At 75.4% G+C, this 19249-nt stretch carries 18 protein-coding genes and 1 pseudogene; 11 read left to right on the forward strand and 8 right to left on the reverse strand.

Annotated features, from left to right (window positions below; all coding sequences use genetic code 11):
* Nucleotides 1–24: 24 nt before the first annotated feature.
* Entirely contained in the window at nucleotides 25–426 is a 402-nt protein-coding gene (locus ACFVN3_RS16435; protein WP_378234000.1) for a RidA family protein, read from the forward strand.
* A gap of 10 nt (nucleotides 427–436) precedes the next feature.
* Here ACFVN3_RS16435 and ACFVN3_RS16440 read toward each other — a convergent pair whose 3' ends face one another.
* Both ACFVN3_RS16440 and ACFVN3_RS16445 read right to left on the reverse strand, forming a co-directional pair.
* Nucleotides 437–1111 (reverse strand): GntR family transcriptional regulator, encoded by a 675-nt coding sequence (locus ACFVN3_RS16440; protein WP_378234001.1) that lies wholly within the window; start codon nucleotides 1109–1111, stop codon nucleotides 437–439.
* Between the two features lie 117 nt (nucleotides 1112–1228).
* Nucleotides 1229–2131: a LysR family transcriptional regulator gene (locus tag ACFVN3_RS16445; protein WP_378234002.1), complete on the reverse strand. Its 903-nt coding sequence runs from the start codon at nucleotides 2129–2131 to the stop codon at nucleotides 1229–1231.
* Nucleotides 2132–2286: 155 nt separating this feature from the next.
* On the opposite strand from ACFVN3_RS16445, the gene hpaD reads away from it, so the two are divergent.
* The 5 genes and pseudogenes from hpaD to ACFVN3_RS16470 all read left to right on the forward strand — a co-directional run bounded on the left by hpaD (nucleotide 2287) and on the right by ACFVN3_RS16470 (nucleotide 6392).
* Nucleotides 2287–3282, forward strand: coding sequence for a 3,4-dihydroxyphenylacetate 2,3-dioxygenase (gene hpaD, locus ACFVN3_RS16450; RefSeq protein WP_378234003.1), 996 nt, complete (start codon nucleotides 2287–2289; stop codon nucleotides 3280–3282).
* Between the two features lie 137 nt (nucleotides 3283–3419).
* Nucleotides 3420–4106 (forward strand): annotated as a pseudogene (locus ACFVN3_RS16455) (hypothetical protein); the annotation flags it as partial.
* The gene (locus tag ACFVN3_RS16460; protein WP_378234063.1) at nucleotides 4103–4822 is read left to right on the forward strand and encodes a GntR family transcriptional regulator; all 720 of its coding nucleotides are present in this window, start codon (nucleotides 4103–4105) and stop codon (nucleotides 4820–4822) included. The pseudogene ACFVN3_RS16455 and the gene ACFVN3_RS16460, both read left to right, overlap by 4 nt.
* Entirely contained in the window at nucleotides 4822–5607 is a 786-nt protein-coding gene (hpaH, locus tag ACFVN3_RS16465; RefSeq protein WP_064316730.1) for a 2-oxo-hept-4-ene-1,7-dioate hydratase, read from the forward strand. Before ACFVN3_RS16460 ends, hpaH begins: the two co-directional genes overlap by 1 nt.
* Complete coding sequence (locus ACFVN3_RS16470) at nucleotides 5592–6392, forward strand: HpcH/HpaI aldolase/citrate lyase family protein (RefSeq protein WP_378234004.1); 801 nt, start codon at nucleotides 5592–5594, stop codon at nucleotides 6390–6392. Before hpaH ends, ACFVN3_RS16470 begins: the two co-directional genes overlap by 16 nt.
* A gap of 62 nt (nucleotides 6393–6454) precedes the next feature.
* Here the strand turns inward: ACFVN3_RS16470 and ACFVN3_RS16475 are convergent, their stop codons facing one another.
* The gene (locus ACFVN3_RS16475) at nucleotides 6455–6904 is read right to left on the reverse strand and encodes a DUF6389 family protein (protein WP_378234005.1); all 450 of its coding nucleotides are present in this window, start codon (nucleotides 6902–6904) and stop codon (nucleotides 6455–6457) included.
* A gap of 4 nt (nucleotides 6905–6908) precedes the next feature.
* Nucleotides 6909–8192 carry a glycosyltransferase gene (locus tag ACFVN3_RS16480; protein ID WP_378234006.1) on the reverse strand — a complete coding sequence of 428 codons (1284 nt, stop codon included), beginning with the start codon at nucleotides 8190–8192 and terminating at the stop codon, nucleotides 6909–6911.
* Nucleotides 8193–8343: 151 nt separating this feature from the next.
* Between ACFVN3_RS16480 and ACFVN3_RS16485 the strand changes: the two genes are divergently transcribed.
* The 3 genes from ACFVN3_RS16485 to ACFVN3_RS16495 are packed head-to-tail and all read left to right on the forward strand — an operon-like array spanning nucleotide 8344 to nucleotide 11210.
* Nucleotides 8344–8718 (forward strand): PadR family transcriptional regulator, encoded by a 375-nt coding sequence (locus ACFVN3_RS16485; protein ID WP_378234007.1) that lies wholly within the window; start codon nucleotides 8344–8346, stop codon nucleotides 8716–8718.
* Nucleotides 8718–10094, forward strand: coding sequence for a permease prefix domain 1-containing protein (locus ACFVN3_RS16490; RefSeq protein WP_378234009.1), 1377 nt, complete (start codon nucleotides 8718–8720; stop codon nucleotides 10092–10094). Before ACFVN3_RS16485 ends, ACFVN3_RS16490 begins: the two co-directional genes overlap by 1 nt.
* Before the next feature lie 39 nt (nucleotides 10095–10133).
* The gene (locus ACFVN3_RS16495) at nucleotides 10134–11210 is read left to right on the forward strand and encodes a squalene cyclase (RefSeq protein WP_378234010.1); all 1077 of its coding nucleotides are present in this window, start codon (nucleotides 10134–10136) and stop codon (nucleotides 11208–11210) included.
* Here the strand turns inward: ACFVN3_RS16495 and ACFVN3_RS16500 are convergent.
* The 4 genes from ACFVN3_RS16500 to ACFVN3_RS16515 all read right to left on the reverse strand — a co-directional run bounded on the left by ACFVN3_RS16500 (nucleotide 11135) and on the right by ACFVN3_RS16515 (nucleotide 15389).
* On the reverse strand, nucleotides 11135–12190 hold the full coding sequence (locus ACFVN3_RS16500) for an ABC transporter substrate-binding protein (protein ID WP_378234011.1): 1056 nt from the start codon (nucleotides 12188–12190) through the stop codon (nucleotides 11135–11137). The genes ACFVN3_RS16495 and ACFVN3_RS16500 overlap by 76 nt on opposite strands.
* Before the next feature lie 96 nt (nucleotides 12191–12286).
* Nucleotides 12287–13195 (reverse strand): ABC transporter ATP-binding protein, encoded by a 909-nt coding sequence (locus ACFVN3_RS16505; RefSeq protein WP_378234012.1) that lies wholly within the window; start codon nucleotides 13193–13195, stop codon nucleotides 12287–12289.
* Nucleotides 13192–14268, reverse strand: a complete 1077-nt coding sequence (gene fepG, locus ACFVN3_RS16510) for an iron-enterobactin ABC transporter permease (protein WP_378234064.1) — start codon at nucleotides 14266–14268, stop codon at nucleotides 13192–13194. Before fepG ends, ACFVN3_RS16505 begins: the two co-directional genes overlap by 4 nt.
* Nucleotides 14269–14294: 26 nt before the next feature.
* The gene (locus ACFVN3_RS16515) at nucleotides 14295–15389 is read right to left on the reverse strand and encodes an iron chelate uptake ABC transporter family permease subunit (RefSeq protein ID WP_378234013.1); all 1095 of its coding nucleotides are present in this window, start codon (nucleotides 15387–15389) and stop codon (nucleotides 14295–14297) included.
* A 169-nt stretch (nucleotides 15390–15558) separates the two neighbouring features.
* Here ACFVN3_RS16515 and ACFVN3_RS16520 point away from each other — a divergent pair, with 169 nt between their 5' ends.
* Nucleotides 15559–17352 (forward strand): ABC transporter transmembrane domain-containing protein, encoded by a 1794-nt coding sequence (locus ACFVN3_RS16520; protein ID WP_378234014.1) that lies wholly within the window; start codon nucleotides 15559–15561, stop codon nucleotides 17350–17352.
* Nucleotides 17349–19193, forward strand: a complete 1845-nt coding sequence (locus ACFVN3_RS16525; RefSeq protein WP_378234015.1) for an ABC transporter ATP-binding protein — start codon at nucleotides 17349–17351, stop codon at nucleotides 19191–19193. The genes ACFVN3_RS16520 and ACFVN3_RS16525 overlap by 4 nt, the downstream gene beginning before the upstream one ends.
* The last annotated feature ends 56 nt before the right edge of the window (nucleotides 19194–19249 follow it).

Genomic DNA, 19249 nt, shown 5'->3' on the forward strand with positions numbered 1-19249 from the left:
CGACGAGAAGGACGGAGACCGGACGTGGCAGCACGACGAACGGCGATCAACCCGGTGGCATGGTCGCACGAGCTCGGCTTCGACCAGGGGGTGCTCGTCTCCGGGCACACCCGGACCGTGTACTGCTCGGGGCAGACGGCGACGGGCAGCGACGGCCTGCCCCGGCACGAGGGTGACATGGCGGCGCAGCTGGCGCTGAGCCTGGACAACCTGGAGGCGGTGCTGCACGACGCGGGTATGACGCTCGCGGACGTGGTCCGGCTGACGGTCTGCTCGACCGACGTGGGCCTGCTCCTGCGGCACTACTCCGTGCTGGGAACGCGCCTGGCAGCAGCGGGTGCGTCGCCGGCGTCCACGATGCTCGGGGTGACGCGCCTGGCGGTGCCGGGACTGCTGGTGGAGCTGGAGGCGACGGCGGTCGCGTAGCGCGGAGCGGTCAGCGGGTGCGGGCGGCGTCGACCTCGGAGAGCTGCCGCTCGTGCTCGTGGATCGCCCCGACGGTGTTGAGCTCGTGCCGTCGCGCCGCGGTCTCGATGACGTCCGGGTCGGCTCCGCCCTCGATGAGGTCGATGAGGCCGTCGTGCTCCGCGAGGGACGCGAGCGCGCGGCCCGGTGCGTACCAGAAGGCGGACCGGCGGATGAGCTCGAGCCGCGTCCACTCCCCGTCCACGAGGGTGCTGAGCCGCTCGTCCCCGCAGCGCGAGCAGAGGAGCTGGTGGAACTCGCGGTTGAGGAGCCCGAAGCGCGCCGGGTCGAACGTCTCGAGCGCGCGCCCCATCTCCCGGTTGAGCGAACGGGCGTGGTCGAGGTCGTCCGAGGTGAGGTGGGGCGCGGACAGAGCGGTGGCGTAGCCCTCGAGACGCGCGAGGAGCTGCATGGTCTGCTCCCAGGATCCTGTGTCGAACGTCTTCACCACGGCGCCTGCGTGCCGCACGATGTCGACCCAGCCCTCCGCCTCGAGGCGGCGCAGCGACTCACGCCACGGGACGGAGCTGATCCCGTACTCGCGCACGAGCTGGTCGATGACGAGCCGGTGCCCGGGGCCGAACGTGCCCTCCATGATCCCCTTGCGCAGGATCTCGTAGCACTGGTCGGTCTTGCTCGCGGCCACGGCCGCCTCCTCCGGGGTCGGGTGCGAGGGCGAGCGGTCCCGCGTCGTCGCGGCTCGGTCGGCGCCCTCGTCGAACCGCTCGATCATATCGAAGATCACACAGGATCGCGCCCGGCCTCAGCTCCCGGCGATGCGTGCGACGAGGCGCTCGAGGCGTGGGTCCTCCTCCGCGCCGGGCCGTGAGAGGACGAGCGCGCGCATGGGCCGCGGCGCGGGGTCGAGCCGGCGCACCGTGACGTCGAACCGGGCGAGGCTCGCGTGGTCCGGATCGGGCAGGATCGCCCGCGCGGTTCCTGCCTCGACCAGCGGGAGGCCCGACTGGATCGTCTCCACCGTCCGGACCGACGACGGAGCGACGCCGTGCTGGCGGAACGTCGCGTCCACCGCCTCGGGCAGGCTGGGGACCGCGGCGGTGCGGCGCGGCAGGATCACCTGCTCGCCGTCGAACGCGTGCAGCGGCAGCGGGTCGGGCGCGTCGTGGGCGTCGGGCGGCAGCACGGCGACGAGCGGGACGTCGCCCCAGTCGACGACGTCGAGCAGGCCGCGGTGCCGGGCGACGAACCGCCGAGGCTCCGCGACGACCACGGCGGCGAGGTCGACGGCGCGCTGCCGCAGCATCTCGATCGCGGTCCAGGGCGGCGGGTCGACGAGGCGGACCTCGAGGTCCGGCGCCTCGACGGCGTGCGCGCGCAGCAGCGCCGGCACGCGGTGCCACATGAGGACCGGGACGGCTGCGAGGGTGACCGACCCGGCGAGGCCCGACGCGTAGCGGCCGAGCGTCGCGACGATCTCGTCGACGTCTCCGAGCACGCGCGACGACGCGTCGAGGAGGTAGCGGCCGGCGCTCGTGGGCTCGACGCCGCGCGGCGTGCGGTCGAGCAGGCGCACCCCGACCTCGGCCTCGAGCTTGGCGACCGCGACGCTCAGGGGCGGCTGGGAGACGTGGAGCGTCGCCGCGGCGGCGGTGAACGACCCCGCTTCGACGACGGCGGTGAAGTACCGGAGATGTCGCAGCTCCATAACTCCAGAATACGAGACAGGCCCTCCGGTATAGCGCTCGCGTATGGCAGGGAGAGCACATCGGTAGTTCCCTGCGATCCACTCGAGGGTGTCGGATGGGTACCGGGTCGGCACCGCACGGCCCGCCCCGACACCGCCGCGACCAGGAGCCGACGATGCTTCCGACGACCAACCCCGCGCCCCCGTTCACCATCACCCGTGCCAGCCACGTCGGCCTCGCCGTGACCGATCTCGAGCGGAGCCGCGACTTCTACCGCGACGTCATCGGGCTCGTCGTGACGGAGGAGGCCGACGACACGGTCTACCTGCGCGGGCTGGAGGAAGACCAGCACCACAGCCTCGTGCTCGAGCGTGCGGCCGCACCGCACGCGCTCTTCGTCGGGCTGCGCGTGCGCACCGACGAGGACATCACGGCGGCGGAGGAGTTCTTCGCCGCGCGCGGCGTGGAGCACGAGCGCGTGGAGCGCGACCACCAGGGCCCGACGCTCCGCTTCCGCGACGCGGTGGGCACGCACATGGAGCTCACGTCGTCGATGGAGACGGTGCCGCGCAAGATGGCCGACTTCCACGACTTCGTCGCCGGCGCGCCGCAGCGGCTCGACCACTTCCAGGCGGTCACGCACGACGTGCAGGCCGCGACCGACTTCTGGACCGGCCTCGGCCTCCGGATGTCCGAGTACACCGCGAAGGACGGCACGGACGAGCTGTGGGGCACGTGGATGGAGGCCAAAGGGAACACCCACGACCTCGTGTTCACGAACGGTCGTGGCCCCCGCCTGCACCATTTCGCGTACACGGTGCCGGACGCGACGGCGCTCATCCACGCGGCCGACGTGACGGGCTCCCGCGGGTTCGGCGAGGAGATCGACCGCGGACCTGGGCGGCACGGCATCAGCAACGCGCTCTTCCTGTACGTCCGCGACCCCGACCAGCACCGGGTCGAGCTCTTCACGACGCACTACCAGTTCATCGACCTGGAGAGCGAGCCGATCCGCTGGGACGTGAGCAACCCGCGCCGCGCCCAGCAGTGGGGCATGCCGGCGTCCCGGAGGTGGTTCTTCGAGGCCAGCGAGTTCCCCGGCGAGCCGGTGCACGAGCCCCTGCTCCAGGCCACGCCCGGGACGCTGGAGGACTACCTCGCCCTGCACTGACCGGACCAGCCCGCCGTCGAAGATCGTATACGATCCTTGATGGCGAACCGTTCGACGGACCGCCCGACGACGAGCGAAGGAGCTCGATGACGACGCACGACACCACCAACCCGACCGAGGGCGACCTCTCCCTCACCGACGCGCTGCGGGACAAGCTCGTGCGCGCACCCGTCGCCGCGCTCTCCGCGCAGCTCCGAGCGCTCGGCCTCGACGACGTGAGCATCGACGGCGTCCGGGCCCTCCGTCCGGGCGACAAGATGGTCGGCACCGCGCGGACGCTCCGCTACGTCCCGTACCGCCAGGACCTCTTCGCGCGGCACGGCGGCGGCTACAACGTGCAGAAGCGCACCTTCGACGCCGTCGCGCCCGGCGAGGTGCTCGTCATCGAGGCGCGCGGCGAGTCCGACGCGGGGACCCTGGGTGACATCCTCGCGATCCGCGCACGCACGCGCGGCGCCGCGGGCGTCGTCACCGACGGCGCGGTGCGGGACGTCGCGGCGGTCACCGCCGTCGGCATCCCCGTCTACTGCGCGGGCGCCCACCCCGCGGTCCTCGGCCGTCGGCACGTGCCCTGGGATGCCGACGTGGCCGTCGCGTGCGGCGGGACGACCGTGCTGCCGGGCGACGTCGTCGTCGGGGACGCGGACGGCGTGGTCGTGATTCCCGCGCACCTCGCCGAGCAGGTCGCGGACGCGGCGCTCGCGAAGGAGGAGGAGGACGCCTGGGTCGCCGAGCAGGTGGCGGCCGGGCACCCGATCGAGGGCCTGTTCCCCCCGGACGCGGTCTGGCGAGAGAGGTTCGAGGCGTGGCGCGCGGCGCGGTGACGGCCACCGCCGGCAGCGAGGCGGGTGCCGCCGCGGGTGCCGCGGTAGCGGGCGTGAGCAAGGCCCAGCGCGCGTACCGCTGGATCCGGGAGCGCATCCTCGCGCACGACTACACCCCCGGGTACCGCCTCGTGCTCGCGACGGTCGCCGCGGAGCTCGACATGAGCGTCGTGCCGGTCCGCGAGGCGGTGCGCCGGCTCGAGGCGGAGGGGCTCGTGACGTTCGAGCGCAACGTCGGGGCGCGCGTCGCGATGCTCGACGACACCGCGTACCGCCACGCCATGGAGACCATCGCGGTCGTGGAGAGCGCGGCGACGGCGCTCGCGAGCCGCCACCTCTCGGCGTCCGACCTGCGGCGCGCCCGGGCGCTCAACGACGTCATGGTGGGCGGGCTGGACCGGTTCGACCCCCGCTCGTTCTCCGCGCTCAACCAGGAGTTCCACCACGTCCTGTACGCGGCGTGCCCCAACCCGCGCATGCTCGCGATCGTCGAGGCGGAGTGGGCACGGCTCGGGCGCCTGCGCGACTCGATCTTCGCGTTCGTCCCCGGCCGGGCACGCGACTCGGTCCGCGAGCACGCGGAGATCCTCGCGCTCGTCGAGGCGCGGGCTCCCGTCGCCGAGATAGAGCAGGCCGTGCGGCGGCACCGCGCGGGCACCCTCGCGGCGTTCCTCGGCCATCGACCCCACGCCGACCACGAACCGGAGGAGCGCTGATGCTTCCCGCCGCGACCATCGCCGCGCTCGCCGCCGAGCTCGCCGAGGCAGGCCGCACGCGCGGCGTCGTCCCGCGGATCACCGCCCGCCACCCCGAGGCGACCGTCGAGGACTCGTACGCGATCCAGGGCGTCTGGCGCGACGCGCGTCTCGCGGCAGGGCGGCGCCTCGTGGGGCGCAAGATCGGGCTGACCTCGCGAGCGATGCAGGCCGCGACGGGCATCACCGAGCCCGACTACGGCGTCATGTTCGACGACACGGTGTGGGAGAACGGCGCCACCATCCCGTTCGACGACTTCTCCAACGTCCGCATCGAGGTCGAGCTCGCGTTCGTCCTCGGGGCGCCGCTCGAGGGCCCTCGGTGCACGCTCTTCGACGTCCTGCGGGCGACCGAGCACGTGACCCCGGCGCTCGAGGTCCTCGACTCCCGGGTCGCTCTCGAGGGACGCACGATCGTCGACACGATCGCGGACAACGCCGCGTACGGGGGCATGGTGCTCGGGGGCAACCCCACCGCGCCGGACCGCGTGGACCTGCGCTGGGTCTCGGCGCTGCTCTACCGCAACGAGACGATCGAGGAGACGGGCGTCGCCGCCGGCGTCCTCAACCACCCCGCGACCGGCGTGGCCTGGCTCGCGAACAAGCTGCACCAGCACGGAGCCCGCCTCGAGGCGGGCGAGATCGTCCTCGCCGGGTCGTTCACGCGGCCGATGTGGGTGTCCCGGGGGGACAGCGTGCTGTGCGACTACGGACCGATGGGGACGATCACGTGCCGCTTCGACTGAGCCCGACCCTGCGGCACGCGCTGGCCGGTGCCGACCGCCCCCTCGCCGGGATGTGGGTGTGCACGGGCAACCCGCTGGTCGCGGAGATCTGCGCCGGCGCCGGCCTGGACTGGTTGCTGGTGGACATGGAGCACGGGCCCAACGGCCTCGAGTCCGTGCTCGCCCAGCTCCAGGCGATCGCCGCCTCGCCGACGCTCCCCGTGGTCCGCGTCCCGAGCGGGGACCCCGTGGTCCTCAAGCAGGTCCTCGACCTCGGGGCCCAGAACGTGCTCGTGCCCATGGTCTCGTCGGCGGACGAGGCGCGCGCCGCCGTCGAGGCCGTGCGCTACCCGCCCCGCGGCCGTCGCGGCGTCGGCTCGGCGCTCGCCCGCTCGGGGCGCTGGAACCGGGTCGACGGGTACCTCGCCGACGGCGACGAGCACGTCGCGCTGTTCGTGCAGGTCGAGAACGTCGAGGGGGTCGAGGCGGCGGGCGAGATCGCCGCCGTGGACGGGGTCGACGGCGTGTTCGTCGGGCCGTCGGACCTCGCGGCCTCGATGGGTCTGCTCGGGCAGCAGACGCACCCCGACGTCACGAGGGCGGTCCTGCGTGCGTTCGACGCCGTGCTTGCTGCGGGCACGCCCGTGGGTGTCAACGCCTTCGATCCCGCGGTCGCTGACGCCTACCTCGCCGCCGGGGCGTCGTTCGTCCTCGTCGGCGCCGACGTCGCGCTCCTGGCCCGGGGGTCCGAGGCGCTCGCCGCGCGGTACGGCGGCCCGCCCGACCCGGGCCGGGCCGGGTACTGACGCGACGCTTCGCTCCATCCTGCGACCGCGTCCCGCCCGGGGCTGACAGGCAGGCCGCCGGGTCAGGGCTCGAGGTCGAGCGGGACGTCGGTGCCGTACCCGTCGTGGCCCTCCACCCGGCCGGGGACGCGCGTGCGCCCCCGCGCCGCGGCGTCCCACACCTCGACGACCCACGCGGCGGCCGTGTCGACGACGAGGTCGCGCGCGTCGTACGCCGCGCGTCCCGGGGCCACGAGCGGCACGGCGGGAACGGGGCCGTCCTCGCCGTGCACGACTGCGAAGAGCGTGCGGAACGGCTCGACGGCGCGGTCGAGGACGAACGCGTCGGGACCGTCGAGCGAGACGACGACGTCGAGCGTGCCCTCGCCGTCCTGGTCGGGGAACACCGTCACGACGACCTCCTCGGCGGCGTCCGGCAGCGCGTCGACGAGCGCGCGCAGACGACGCACCGCGTCGGGCGTCGCGGCGTCGAGGTGGGCGCGCAGGCGGCGGGCGTGGGTCTCGGCGTCCATCGGGTCACCGTAGCGGCGGTGGGTCGCCGCCGGGTCCGAGGTCCTCGAGCTCGGCGACGAGCGTGCTGTGCTCGGCGTCGCGCCGGACCGCGTCGCCGAGCGCGGCGGCCCGGCGCGTGTACGCGGGGTCGTCGAGGACCTGCCGGACGGCGCGCGCGGGCCGCTCGGCGGAGGCCTTTCGCGAGAGCGCGACGCCCGCGCCGCGCAGCGTGACGCGCACGGCGTTGTCGCCCTGGTCGCGCCCGTGCGGCAGCACGACGACGGGGCAGCCCGCCGCGAACGCCTTGAGGAGCGTGCCGTGCCCGCCGTGCGTGACGACGAGCGCGGCGTCGCGCAGCACCTCGTGGTGGGGAGCGGAGGCGACCACGGCGACGTTCGCCGCGCCCGGCACGGCGTCGGGCGCGAGGCCCTGCCCGGTCGTGACGACCCCGCGCACGGGCAGCGTCGCGAGCGCCGCGACGATCCGCCGCAGGAGCGCGGCCTGGTCCTGGAACGTGGACGACAGCGCGACGAGGACGAGCGGGTCGTCGCCCGGCGGCGCGGTCCACGGGACGTCGTCGGCCCACGCCGGGTCGTCGAGCACGGGCCCCACGTACCGGGCGTTCGCGGGGAGCGGGCCGGGGAGGTCGAACGCGGGGCTCGTCATGACGAGCTGGCGCCGCGCGGCGCTCATCTGCTCCCACGAGCGCGCGAGCGGGTCGAGGCCCAGGTCGGCGCGCAGGGCGTTGAGCCGGTCGCGCGTGAAGCGGTCGAACACGCGCGTCGAGAGGCCGGTGATCGCGCGGTCGCGCAGCCGGCCGAGCGGCCCGCGCGCGGGCCTGAGCCCCGCGCCGAAGGGCGTGCGGCCGGGCGTGGGCAGGGCGTAGACGTTGGGGATCAGGACGTCGAACGGGATCCCGCGCGACTGCGCCGCGACCATCGCGCCGAACGCGAAGACGGACGTGACGACGAGGTCGGGCCGCTCGTCCTCGACCGCCGCGAGGACGTCCCGCGCGTAGTCCGGTGCCGGGCCGGCGATCAGGTGGTCGCCCATGTCGCGCGCCTGCGCCAGGAGGCTCGGCGCCGCCCAGTCCTTGAGGGGGTCGTGCGCCGGGTCGCGGTCGGGCCGGTTCGGCGCGGTGGCCCACGAGACGAGCGCCGCACCCGTCGCGCGGACCTCGGGAGCCATCGAGTCCTCGGCCAGCACGCGGACGCGGTGCCCCCGGTCCACGAGCCGACGCACGGCCCCCACCTCGGGCGGGACCGTCCCCCCGCCGTCGGTCAGGGCGAAGAGGTACGTGCGAGGCATGGGCCCTCCCCTGTCGAGGCCGGCGCGTGGCACGCACCGGCCGGGACGTCACGACGGCGTCGGCAGGAACCACGCTAGACCGCACGGCGGCCCCGCCAACCCTAGATCTGCTAGGGTCAGCATCCCTAGAACAACTAGGCATAGGAGTGTCATGCGTATCGACAAGGACCTCGTGGCCGCGTCGGCCACCCCGCTCGTGCTCGGGATCCTCGCCGACGGCGAGTCGTACGGCTACGCGATCCTCAAGCGCGTCGACGAGCTCTCGGGCGGCCGCATGCAATGGACCGACGGCATGCTGTACCCGTTGCTGCACCGGCTGGAGCGCCTCGGGCTCGTCGAGGCGTCGTGGGGCACGTCCGACGTCGGGCGGCGCCGCAAGCACTACGCCATCACCCCGGCGGGCCGTGAGGCGCTCGTCGAGCGGCAGGCGCAGTGGGACGTCGTCGCCCACGCGCTCCACCAGGTCTGGCGCACGGCCCAGGACGGGCTGCCGACCCCGCCGCGCGTCGCGGAGGGGTGGGCCTGATGGGCGCCGCGACCGCGCCGACCGACGGGGCGAGCCCCGGCCCGCACGCCGCGCTCGAGGCCCAGATCGACCAGTGGCGCGGGTACGTGCGCCGCCGCGAGGCCATCTCTGCGGCGGACGTCGACGAGATGGAGGACCACCTGCGCGAGCGGGTCGAGGACCTGCGCGCGACCGGGCTCGACGACGACGAGGCGTTCCTCGTCGCGGTGAAGCGCATGGGCACGCTCGACGACCTGTCGCGCGAGTTCGCGCAGGAGCACTCCGAGCGGCTGTGGAAGCAGCTCGTCCTCGTCGGCGAGCAGCCGGGCCGCACGCGGTCGTGGCGCGAGCTCGCGGTCGTGCTCGGGCTCGCCGTCGCGGCGGGCGTCGCGGTCAAGGTCGCGACCGCTGTCCTCGACCCGGAGACGGTCGGCCTCAACGTCGCGCTCCTCGTGCTGCCATTCCTCACGGCCTACCTCGCGTGGAAGCGGCAGGTCACGGCGCGCGTCGTCGGGGCGCTCGCCGTGCCGTTCGTGGTGCTGGGAGTCGTCCTCAACGTGTACCCGTTCGAGCCCACGGGCTCGACGCTCGTGCTCGCGGCGCTCGCCGCGCCGGTGACGCTGTGGGCCGTCGTCGGGCTCGCGTACGTCGGGGGCCGCTGGCGCTCGGACGCGCGTCGCATGGACTTCGCGCGCTTCACCGGCGAGCTCGCCGTGTACTACACGCTGCTCGCGCTCGGCGGCGGCGTCCTGCTCGGCCTCACCGCGGGCGTCTTCTCCCTCGCCGACGTCGACCTCGAGCCGTACCTCGAGGACTGGATCCTGCCGCTGTGCGTCCCGGCCGCGCTGATCGTCGCCGCGTGGCTCGTCGAGGCCAAGCAGAACGTCGTCGAGAACATCGCGCCCGTGCTCACGCGCGTCTTCACGCCGCTGACGCTCGTCATGCTCCTCGCCGTGTTCGTCGTCCTCGCGACCGCGGGGAACCTCGCCGCCGTCGACCGCGAGCTGCTCATCCTCATGGACGCGATCCTCGTCCTCGTCCTGTGCCTGCTCCTGTACTCGGTCTCGGCGCGCGACCCGCTCGCGCCGCGGTCGTTCTTCGACGGGCTCCAGGTCGTCCTCGTCGTCGCGGCGCTCGCGGTCGACGCCGTCGCGCTCACCGCGATGCTCACGCGCATCGCGGAGTTCGGCGTCAGCCCGAACAAGGCCGCCGCGCTCGGGCTCAACCTGCTCCTCCTCGTCCACCTCGTGTGGTCCGCCGTGCTCGCGACGGCGTTCCTGCGCGGGCGGCGCCCGTTCGCCGACCTCGTGGCGTGGCAGACCCGGTTCCTGCCGGTGTACGCGGCGTGGGCCGCGATCGTCGTCGTCGTGTTCCCTCCGGTCTTCGGGTTCGTCTGAGGGACGGCGGGCGGCCCTGCCCGGGCGTAGCGTGGCCGGATGGCCGACGGCACTCCCGGAGGGCCGCCCGACGGCGGGCTGGTCGACTGGCTGCTCGACTCCGACCCGGCGCTGCGCTGGCGGGTCGAGCGCGACCTCGTGCACGCGCCGCCCGAGGTGTGGGAGGAGACGCGGGCGCGGGTCGCGACCGAGGGGTTCGGCGCGCGCCTGCTCGCGCTGCAGGACCCGGACGGCCAGTGGGCCGGCGGCGCGTACTTCCCCGCGGACGCCGGAGCGGTCGACGCGGGCGGCGCGCCCGAGGAGGGTCAGCCCTGGACCGCGACGACCTGGTCGCTCGTCGCGCTCCGTGAGTGGGGGCTCGACCCGGGCGTCCTGCGAGCGCGCCGCACGCCCGAGCGGCTCGCCGCGCACAGCCGCTGGGAGTACGACGACCTGCCCTACTGGGGCGGCGAGGTCGACTGGTGCATCAACGGGTACACGCTCGCGGCCGGTGCGTGGCTCGGGGTCGACGTGTCGGAGCTCCTCCGCGCGGTCCTGGACGGACGCCTGCCCGACGGCGGGTGGAACTGCGAGTGGGTCGAGGGTGCCACGGTCTCCTCGTTCCACTCGACGCTCAACGCGCTCAAGGGGCTGCTCGCCTACCAGGAGCTCGCCGGGGGCGACGACGAGCTGCGTGCGGCACGCCGGTCGGGCGAGGAGTACCTGCTGCGCCGGGGCCTGTTCCGCCGCCTGAGCACGGGCGAGCCCGTCGGCGACTGGGTGCTCCGCCTCGCCTACCCGTTCCGCTGGTACTACAGCGTGCTCAACGCGCTGGTCTACCTCCGCGAGGCGTCGCTGCTGGACGGCACGCCCCCGGACCCGCGCGCGGCGGACGCCGTCGAGCACGTCCGCCGCGCCCGCCGCCCGGGCGGCACCTGGCTCCAGGGCCGGCGCCACCCGGGCCGGGTGTGGTTCGAGGTCGACGCGCCCGCAGGCGAGCCGTCACGCTGGCTCACGTACCACGCGACCGTCGTCCTCGACTGGTGGGACGGCGCGGAAAATCAGGACGCGGGCGTCCCGGACACGACCTCCGCGCCGTCGAGCACCGCGATCAGCTCGTCGAACCACTCGACGTAGCTCGCGTACGTGAACGGGCGCTTGTCGTCCCAGCCGACGACCTGACCCGCCTGCACCGCGGGCAGCCCCGCGTAGACCGGGTTCGCGGCCATCGCCTCGTCGGAGCCCGTGTAGCTCAGCACGACGTCGGCCGGGTAGTCCGGCACGCGCTCCCAGCTCAGCTCGGCCCAGGCCTCCTGGTCCTGCGGCCCGCCGATCGTGAAGCCCAGCTCGTCGAGCAGCGCGAGCTGGCCGAGCGTCTTCTGACCCACCCACAGCTCCTCGGCGCCGTTGAGCGGCAGGATCGTCAGCGGCTTCTCCGCCGCGATGCCGCGCAGGGTGTCGAGGCGCTCGTCGAACGCGGCCCGGGCCTCCGTGACCTCCCGCGAGTCGACGTCGCCGCCGAGCGCCTCGGCGAGCGACGCGTAGTCCTCGATCACCTCGACGACCGGGCGGCCCGCGAACTTCATGCCGACGAACGGCGCGACCGCCGTCGCCTCCTCGGTGACCTTGTCGTCCCACCAGGTCCAGGCAGTGCCGTCCTCGTTGCCGAACCCGATCACCAGGTCGGGCTCGAGGGCGAGCAGCTTCTCCAGGCTGAGCTCCGCGTCGGCACCGACGACCTTCATCTCGTCGACCTGCGCGTTCCCGATCGACAGCGCGCCGGCGTCCGAGAAGCCGTAGCCGAACACCCCGGCGGGCCGCACGCCGTAGTCCCACAGCGCCGCGGCGCTGTAGCCGTCCACGACGACGCTGTCGGGCGCCGCGTCGAGCTCGTACGTCGTGCCGTAGCCCGACGACGTCCAGGACCAGCCGTCGGCGCTCGCCGCGGGCTGCGCGTCGTCGTCGGCCCCGGCTCCGGGGTCGGTGCCGGTCGAGCACGCCGCGAGCGTGGCCGCGAGCCCGACGGCGAGCGTGCCGGCCGCGAGCGAACGCACCCGGCGGCGTGCCGGGCGGGTCGCGCCGGGCAGGGTGGACGAGGGACGGGTGGTGCGGGTCATGCGTTGCTCCTCCGACGAGGCGGTGCGGGCGAGCGCAGGACGGTGGGGGGCCGGTCGGGCGGGTGGGTCGACCGGCTGGGGAACGGGGCCGCGCGCTCAGGCGCGGCGGGGACGACCCTCGGGCACGACGAGCGGGGTGCCCGTCACGGGGTCGGCGATGATGCGGCACGGCAGGCCGAACACGTCCTCGACGAGCTCGGCCGTCACGACGTCGGCCGGCGCGCCCTCGGCGACGATCGCGCCGTCCTTCATGGCGATGAGGTGGGTCGCGTAGCGGCACGCGTGGTTGAGGTCGTGCAGCACGGCGACGAGCGTGTGGCCGCGGTCGCGGTTGAGGTCGGCGCACAGCTCGAGCAGCTCGATCTGGTGCGCGATGTCGAGGAACGTCGTCGGCTCGTCGAGCAGGAGGATCGGGGTCTCCTGCGCGAGGACCATGGCGACCCACACGCGCTGGCGCTGGCCGCCGGAGAGCTCGTCGACGAGGCGGCCCGAGAGCTCGGTCGTCCCGGTCGCGGCGAGCGCGCCGACCACCGCGGCCTCGTCCTCGCGCGACCACTGCCGCAGGAGCTTCTGGTGCGGGTAGCGACCGCGCGCGACGAGGTCGGCGACCGTGATGCCCTCGGGCGCGATCGACGTCTGCGGCAGGAGGCCGAGGCGGCGCGCGACCTCCTTCGCGGGGATCGACGAGATCGAGCGGCCGTCGAGCACGACCTGCCCCCGCGACGGCTTGAGCAGGCGCGACAGCGCGCGCAGCAGCGTCGACTTGCCGCACGCGTTCGGCCCGACGATCACCGTGAACGACCCGTCGGGGATGCTCACGTCGAGGTCGGCGGAGATGACACGGTCGTCGTACCCGATCGTGACCCCCTCGGCGTGCAGGCGGTCCGCGGGGTGCACGCGGTCCGCGCGCGCGTCGGTCGACGCGGCGGCGAGGGCGCCGCTCGGGGCGTCCGCGAGGTTCGTGAGAGCCACCGGGGTCCTTCCGGTCTGCGGGTTCGTGGTCATTTGCGGGCCTCGCGCACGAGGAGCCAGACGAGGTAGGCGCCACCGACGCTCACGGTCACGACGCCGACGGGGAGCTGGGTGGGCGCGAACGCGCGCTGGGCGACGAGGTCGCTCGCGGCGAGCAGCACGGCGCCCATGACGGCGGCCGGGAGGATCCGCACCCCGGCGGCGCCCGTGAGGCGGCGCGCGAGCTGCGGGGCGGCGAGGGCGACGAACGCGATCGGTCCGGCGGCGGCGGTGACGAGGGCCGTGAGCGCGACGCCGACGATCACGAGGGCGAGGCGCACGCGCTCGCTGCGCAGGCCGAGGGCGGCCGCGGCATCGTCCCCGAGCTCGAGCAGGCCCATGCGAGGCGCGAGCCACACGAGGGGCAGCGCGAGGAGCGCGGCCAGCACGGCCGCGGGGACGGCCTGCGCCCACGTCATGCCGTTGAGCGACCCCGCGCCCCACACGGCGGCGGCCATCGCGGTCTCGAGGTCGGCCTTGATGATGAGCCACTGGTTGACGGACGCGAGCATCGCCGAGACGGCGATGCCGACGATGATGAGCCGGAAGCCCTGGACGCCGCGCCGGTACGCGAGGACGTACACGACCCCCGCGGTGACGATGCCGCCGACGAGCGCGCCCGCGGCGACGCCCACGTACCCGCCGCCGAGCAGCATGATGACGACGAGCGCGCCCGTGTACGCACCGGTGTTGAAGCCGATGACGTCGGGGCTGCCGAGCGGGTTGCGCGTGAGCGACTGGAAGATCGCGCCGCTCGCGCCCAGCGCAGCGCCGAGCACGAGCGCCATGAGCGCGCGCGGCAGGCGCCACTCGACGACGACCATGTGCACCGGGCCGTCGGCCGCGCCGACGAGCGCCTGGAGCACCTGCGGCACGGTGAGCGGGTAGTCGCCCGTGGTCAGCGCGACGATCCCGACCGCGAGCGCGACGAGCAGCAGGACCCCGCACACCGCGAGGGTGCGCAGGTCGAGCCGGTGGCTCACGCGGCCGCCGAGCCCGCGCACGACGCGCGTGGGGCGGCCGAAGTCCACGCGGTGCGCGCCGCCGTCGGGCACGCGCGGGCCCACGCGAGCGTCGTCCCGGACCGGGGCGCTCACAGCCCGCTCGCCTTCGAGCGGCGCACGAGCGCGATGAGCACCGGCGCCCCGACGAACGCGGTGACGATGCCGACCTGGAGCTCGCCCGGCATGACGACGACGCGGCCGACGACGTCGGAGACGAGGAGCAGGACCGGTGCGAGGACGGCCGAGTACGGGAGGATCCAGCGCTGGTCGGGGCCGACCGTCCAGCGCGCGACGTGCGGGACCATGAGCCCGACGAACCCGATCGGCCCGGCGGCTGCCGTCGCGGCACCGCACAGGAGCATGACCGCGACGCCGACGAGGATGCGCGTGCGCCCGACGTGCGCGCCGAGCGAGCTCGCGAGGTCGTCGCCGAGCGCGATGGTGTTGAGCGGGCGGGCGACGACGAGCGCGATGACGAGCCCGATCACGACGAACGGCGCGATCGTGCCGGCCATCTCCATCGTGCGGCCGGCCAGCGAGCCGGCGCCCCAGAAGCGCATGCGGTCGAACGCGGCGGGGTCGAGCAGCGTGATGCCCTGGGAGATCCCGCCCAGGACCGCCCCGAGCGCGACGCCCGCGAGGGTCAGGCGCACCGGCGTCGCTCCCCCGCGCCCCTGCGAGCCGATCGCGTAGACGGCGATCGTCGCCACGACCGCCCCGGCGAACGCGAACCAGATGAAGGACTGGATGTCCGTGAACCCGAGGAACGCGACCGCGAGCACGACGGCGAACGCCGCCCCGGCGTTGACGCCGAGGATGCCCGGGTCCGCCAGCGGGTTGCGCGTCATGGCCTGGATGAGGGCGCCCGAGACGCCGAGCGCGGTCCCGACGAGGAGGCCGACGAGGGTCCGGGGCAGGCGCAGGTCGCGGATGATCACGTGGTCGCCGGAGCCGTCGTAGCCGGTCAGCGCGTCCCACACCGTGCCGAGCGGCACCGGCTTGGAGCCGACGACGAGGCTCAGGGCGATCGCGAGGACGAGCACCGCGACCGCCACGAGGAGCCCGAGGCTGCGACCGGCGTTGGTGCGGGCGAGCCCGGCGGGACGGTCGTCGCGGTCCGTCGTGGGCCTGCTGGTCCCGTCGGGGACGCCGGCTGGCGCGTCGGCGGTCGCGGGCGAGGTCATGGTGCTCGGATCTTTCGGGGGCGCGTGCCCGGTCGGTCGATGGCCTAGTGAGGTTACCCTCACCTTAATTCACGCCGGGGTGGGCCCGGCAAGACGGTGCGGCGGTCTGCCCGGGTGACGCCCCTCACGATCCCACGTCGGTAAGGCTTACCTCACCTACGATGTGCCGGTGCCTCCGCTCCCCGACCCGCAGCCTGCCCCGTCACCCGACCGGCGACGGCGTCACGACGCCTCCGACGCCCTGCGCGTCGTCCTCGGCGGGCGACGCGGACGCCTCCTCGTCCTCGCCGCGGGCGGGCTGGTGCTGCACCAGGTCACGGAGGCGCTCGTCCCGGTCGTCATCGGCAGGACGGTCGACGCCGCGATCGCGACGTCCGACCCGCGCGCGCTGGCGGTGTGCCTCGGGCTGCTCGCCGCGCTGTTCCTCGTCCTCACCGCCGCGTGGCGCCTCTCCTTCCGGCTCACCGCGCGCGTGTTCGAGACGTCGGCCCACGCGCTGCGCACGCGCGTCGTCGGGCACGCCCTGCGACCCCTGCGCCGTCCGCGGCTGCCCGGCGAGGTGCTGTCCGTCGCGGGCTCGGACACGCAGCAGGTCGCCGGGATCGTCTGGGTCGTCGGGGAGAACGCCGCGGCCGCCGCCGCGCTCCTCACGGCCGCGGTCTCGCTGCTCGTCGTCTCCGTCCCGCTGGGGCTCGGCGTGCTCGTCGTGACGCCGCTCGCGCTCTGGGCGATGCACGCGCTCTCCGGCCCGCTCGAGCGGCGCAGCGCGCGCGAGCAGGAGGAGGTCGCCGCGGCCGGCGCGCTCGCGACCGACACCGTCACCGGCCTGCGCGCCCTCAAGGGCCTCGGCGCGGAGGACGAGGCCGGGCGCCGGTACGCGATCGCGAGCCGCGACGCGCTCGCCGCCGCGCTGCGCGCCGCGCGGTCGCGCGCGGGCCACCGGGCGACGAGCTCCCTGGTCGGCGGGCTCCTGCTCGCCGCGGTGGTGGGCGCCGCGGCGTGGATGGCGCTCGAGGGGCGGATCACGGTCGGGGAGCTCGTCGCCGTCGTCGGGCTCGCGCAGTTCGTGCAGTGGCCGCTCACCGGCCTGGCGTACCTCGGCGCGGAGGCCGCGGGCGTTCGCGCGTCGCTCGGCCGCGTGCGCGACTGGCTCGCGGAGCCCTCCGTCGCCGGGCCGGTCGTCGGGGCCGGAGCGGACGTCCCGGGCACGGCCGGGGCGAGCACCCGGGGCGGGGAGGACCCCGAGGTCGCCCCGTGGCACGTCGAGCTCGACGCCGTCTCCACCGACGTGCTGCGCGAGGTGTCGTGGCGCAGCGACCGCCCGGGTCTGGTCGGCGTCGTCACGGACGACCCGGCCGCGGCGGCGTCCCTCGCGGGGCTGCTCGCGGGCGCCGAGCCCGCGCACCGGGGGGCCGTGCGGGTCGGCGGGCACGACGTGCGCGCGCTCGACGCCGTGGGCCGCCGCGCCCGCGTCCTCGCCGTCCCGCACGAGCCGGTGCTCCTCGACGGCAGCGTCCACGACAACGTCGCGGTCGTCCTCCCGGGCGCCGCCGCGGGCACCGCCACAGGGACGTCGGACGACCCGGCCGGTGCCGTCGCCGCGGCGCTCGCCGTCGCGCAGGTGCACGACGTCGCGCCCGGGACGCCGGTCGGGGAGCGCGGCGGCGCGCTCTCCGGCGGCCAGCGCCAACGCGTCCTGCTGGCGCGGGCGCTCGCGACGCGGCGTCCGGTCGTCGTGCTCCAGGAGCCGACGTCGGCCCTCGACGCCGCGACCGAGCTCGGCGTGGCCGAGGCGGTGCGCGCGCACCGGGCGGACCTGCTGACGGTGGTCGTCACGACGAGCCCCGTCGTGCTCGGGACGTGCGACCACGTGCTCCTGCTCGACGACGGCCGCCTGGTCGCGCGCGGCACCCACCGGGAGCTCCTCGACCACGACGGCTACCGAGAGGCGGTGCTCGCATGACCGCGGCGCTCCCCGGCGACCCGGGCGCCTCGGCGCCCGCCGGTCCGCGCGAGCCCCTGCCCACGGCGAGCGCGCGGGAGACGTGGCGCGCGGCGCGCGGCCTCCTCGGACGCCATCGCGCCCTCGCGGCGGGCGCGTTCGCGGCGCTCCTGGCGACGAGCACGGCGGGACTGGCCGTCCCGTGGCTGCTCGGCCGCGTCGTCGACGCGGTCACGGAGCGCGACGGCCGCGCGGCGGTCGTCCTCGTCGTCGCGCTGGTCGTGGTCGGGCTGGTGACGGCGGCGCTGACGCACGTCTCGACGCGCGCCGTCGCCGCGCTCGGCGAGCGCCTGCTCGCCGACCTGCGCGAGCGCGTCCTCGACCGGGCGCTGCACCAGCCGCTCGGCCGGGTCGAGCGCGCCGGGACGGGCGACCTCGTGGCCCGCGTGTCGGGCGACGTCCGGGTCGTCGCGGACGCCGCGTCGCAGGTGCTGCCGGGCACGACGGGGGCCGCGCTGACGATCGGCGTGACGCTCGCGGGGCTGGGTCTACTCGACTGGCGCTTCGCCGTCGCGGCGCTCGTCGCGGTCCCGGTACAGGTCTTCGCCACGGTGATGTACATCCGCCGGACCTCGCCGATGTACCGCGCGACCCGGGTCGCCGAGGCCGCGCGCACCCAGCGCAGCCTCGACGCGCTCGTCGGCGCCGAGACCGTGCGCGCGTTCGGGATCGAGGAGCACGCGCGCACCGCCGTGGACCGCGCGTCCCTCGACTACGTGGACCACTCGCTGCGCGCCGCGCGCTCGATGACCCGCTTCTACGGGCGTCTCAACGTCGCCGAGCTCCTCGGGCTCGGCTCGGTGCTCGTCGTCGGGTTCGTCCTCGTGCGCGACGGTGCGGCGACGCTCGGTGCAGCGACCGCCGCGGCGCTCTACTTCCACCGGCTCTTCGGCCCGATCAACACGCTCCTGGGCGGCGCGGACGAGCTCCAGCGCGCCGGGGCGGGGCTCGCCCGCCTGGTCGGCGTCCTGGACCTCCCGGACGCGCCAGCCGGGGCGGGCCCCGAGCCCGGACGGCCGGGCCGGGCGAACCCCGACCCGGCCCGCGCGGCCGAGGGTGCCGCGGTGAGCCTGCGCGGCGTGCGCTTCGCGTACGACGGCGCCGACGTGCTGCACGGCGTGGACCTCGACGTCGCCCCGGGCGAGCACGTGGCGCTCGTGGGCCCGAGCGGGTCCGGGAAGTCGACGATCGCGCGCCTCGTCGCGGGGATCGAGGAGCCCCGCGCGGGCTCGGTCGCGGTCGACGGGGCGCCGCCGCGCACCGGTCCGGGCGGAGACGTCGCGCTCGTGACGCAGGACGTGCACGTCTTCGCGGGCACGCTCGCGGACGACCTGCGCCTCGCGCGCCCGGACGCCACGGACGACGACCTGTGGGACGCGCTCCGGACCGTGGGCGCCGCGCGCTGGGTTCGCGCCCTCCCGGACGGCCTCGCGACCCGTGTCGGGGCGACCGCGCACCCGCTGGGCGGGGACCGTGCGCAGCAGCTCGCGCTCGCCCGGCTCCGGCTGCGCGACCCCCGCGTCGCCGTGCTCGACGAGGCCACCGCCGAGGCGGGCAGCCGCGGGGCGCGCGTGCTCGACGCCGCGGTGGCGGCCGTCGCGCGCGGGCGCACGTGCGTCGTCGTCGCGCACCGGCTCAGCCAGGCCGTGACCGCCGACCGCGTGGCCTACGTCGCCGACGGCCGCGTGGTCGAGCAGGGCACGCACGCGGAGCTCGTCGCCGCGGGAGGGCGCTACGCACACCTGTGGTCGACCTGGTCGGCCGGGCGGGACGCGGGCAGCGGCTCGGGGGCCGACACCTGACCGGCACCTCGGCCGGCACCGGCCCGACGAGGACACCTGACAGCGGTTCCCCGTCC

Source organism: Cellulosimicrobium sp. NPDC057862, assembly GCF_042797035.1.
Classification (GTDB): domain Bacteria; phylum Actinomycetota; class Actinomycetes; order Actinomycetales; family Cellulomonadaceae; genus Cellulosimicrobium.

What these genes read in the sequence shown, in the direction of transcription:
- hpaD (WP_378234003.1), top strand. Translation starts at nt 2,287, where the DNA reads ATGCTTCCGACGACCAACCCCGCGCCCCCGTTCACCATCACCCGTGCC.
- ACFVN3_RS16475 (WP_378234005.1), bottom strand. Translation starts at nt 6,904, where the DNA reads ATGGACGCCGAGACCCACGCCCGCCGCCTGCGCGCCCACCTCGACGCC.
- ACFVN3_RS16495 (WP_378234010.1), top strand. Translation starts at nt 10,134, where the DNA reads ATGGCCGACGGCACTCCCGGAGGGCCGCCCGACGGCGGGCTGGTCGAC.
- ACFVN3_RS16515 (WP_378234013.1), bottom strand. Translation starts at nt 15,389, where the DNA reads ATGACCTCGCCCGCGACCGCCGACGCGCCAGCCGGCGTCCCCGACGGG.
- ACFVN3_RS16505 (WP_378234012.1), bottom strand. Translation starts at nt 13,195, where the DNA reads ATGACCACGAACCCGCAGACCGGAAGGACCCCGGTGGCTCTCACGAAC.
- ACFVN3_RS16490 (WP_378234009.1), top strand. Translation starts at nt 8,718, where the DNA reads ATGGGCGCCGCGACCGCGCCGACCGACGGGGCGAGCCCCGGCCCGCAC.
- hpaH (WP_064316730.1), top strand. Translation starts at nt 4,822, where the DNA reads ATGCTTCCCGCCGCGACCATCGCCGCGCTCGCCGCCGAGCTCGCCGAG.
- ACFVN3_RS16525 (WP_378234015.1), top strand. Translation starts at nt 17,349, where the DNA reads ATGACCGCGGCGCTCCCCGGCGACCCGGGCGCCTCGGCGCCCGCCGGT.
- ACFVN3_RS16445 (WP_378234002.1), bottom strand. Translation starts at nt 2,131, where the DNA reads ATGGAGCTGCGACATCTCCGGTACTTCACCGCCGTCGTCGAAGCGGGG.
- ACFVN3_RS16485 (WP_378234007.1), top strand. Translation starts at nt 8,344, where the DNA reads ATGCGTATCGACAAGGACCTCGTGGCCGCGTCGGCCACCCCGCTCGTG.
- ACFVN3_RS16480 (WP_378234006.1), bottom strand. Translation starts at nt 8,192, where the DNA reads ATGCCTCGCACGTACCTCTTCGCCCTGACCGACGGCGGGGGGACGGTC.
- ACFVN3_RS16500 (WP_378234011.1), bottom strand. Translation starts at nt 12,190, where the DNA reads ATGACCCGCACCACCCGTCCCTCGTCCACCCTGCCCGGCGCGACCCGC.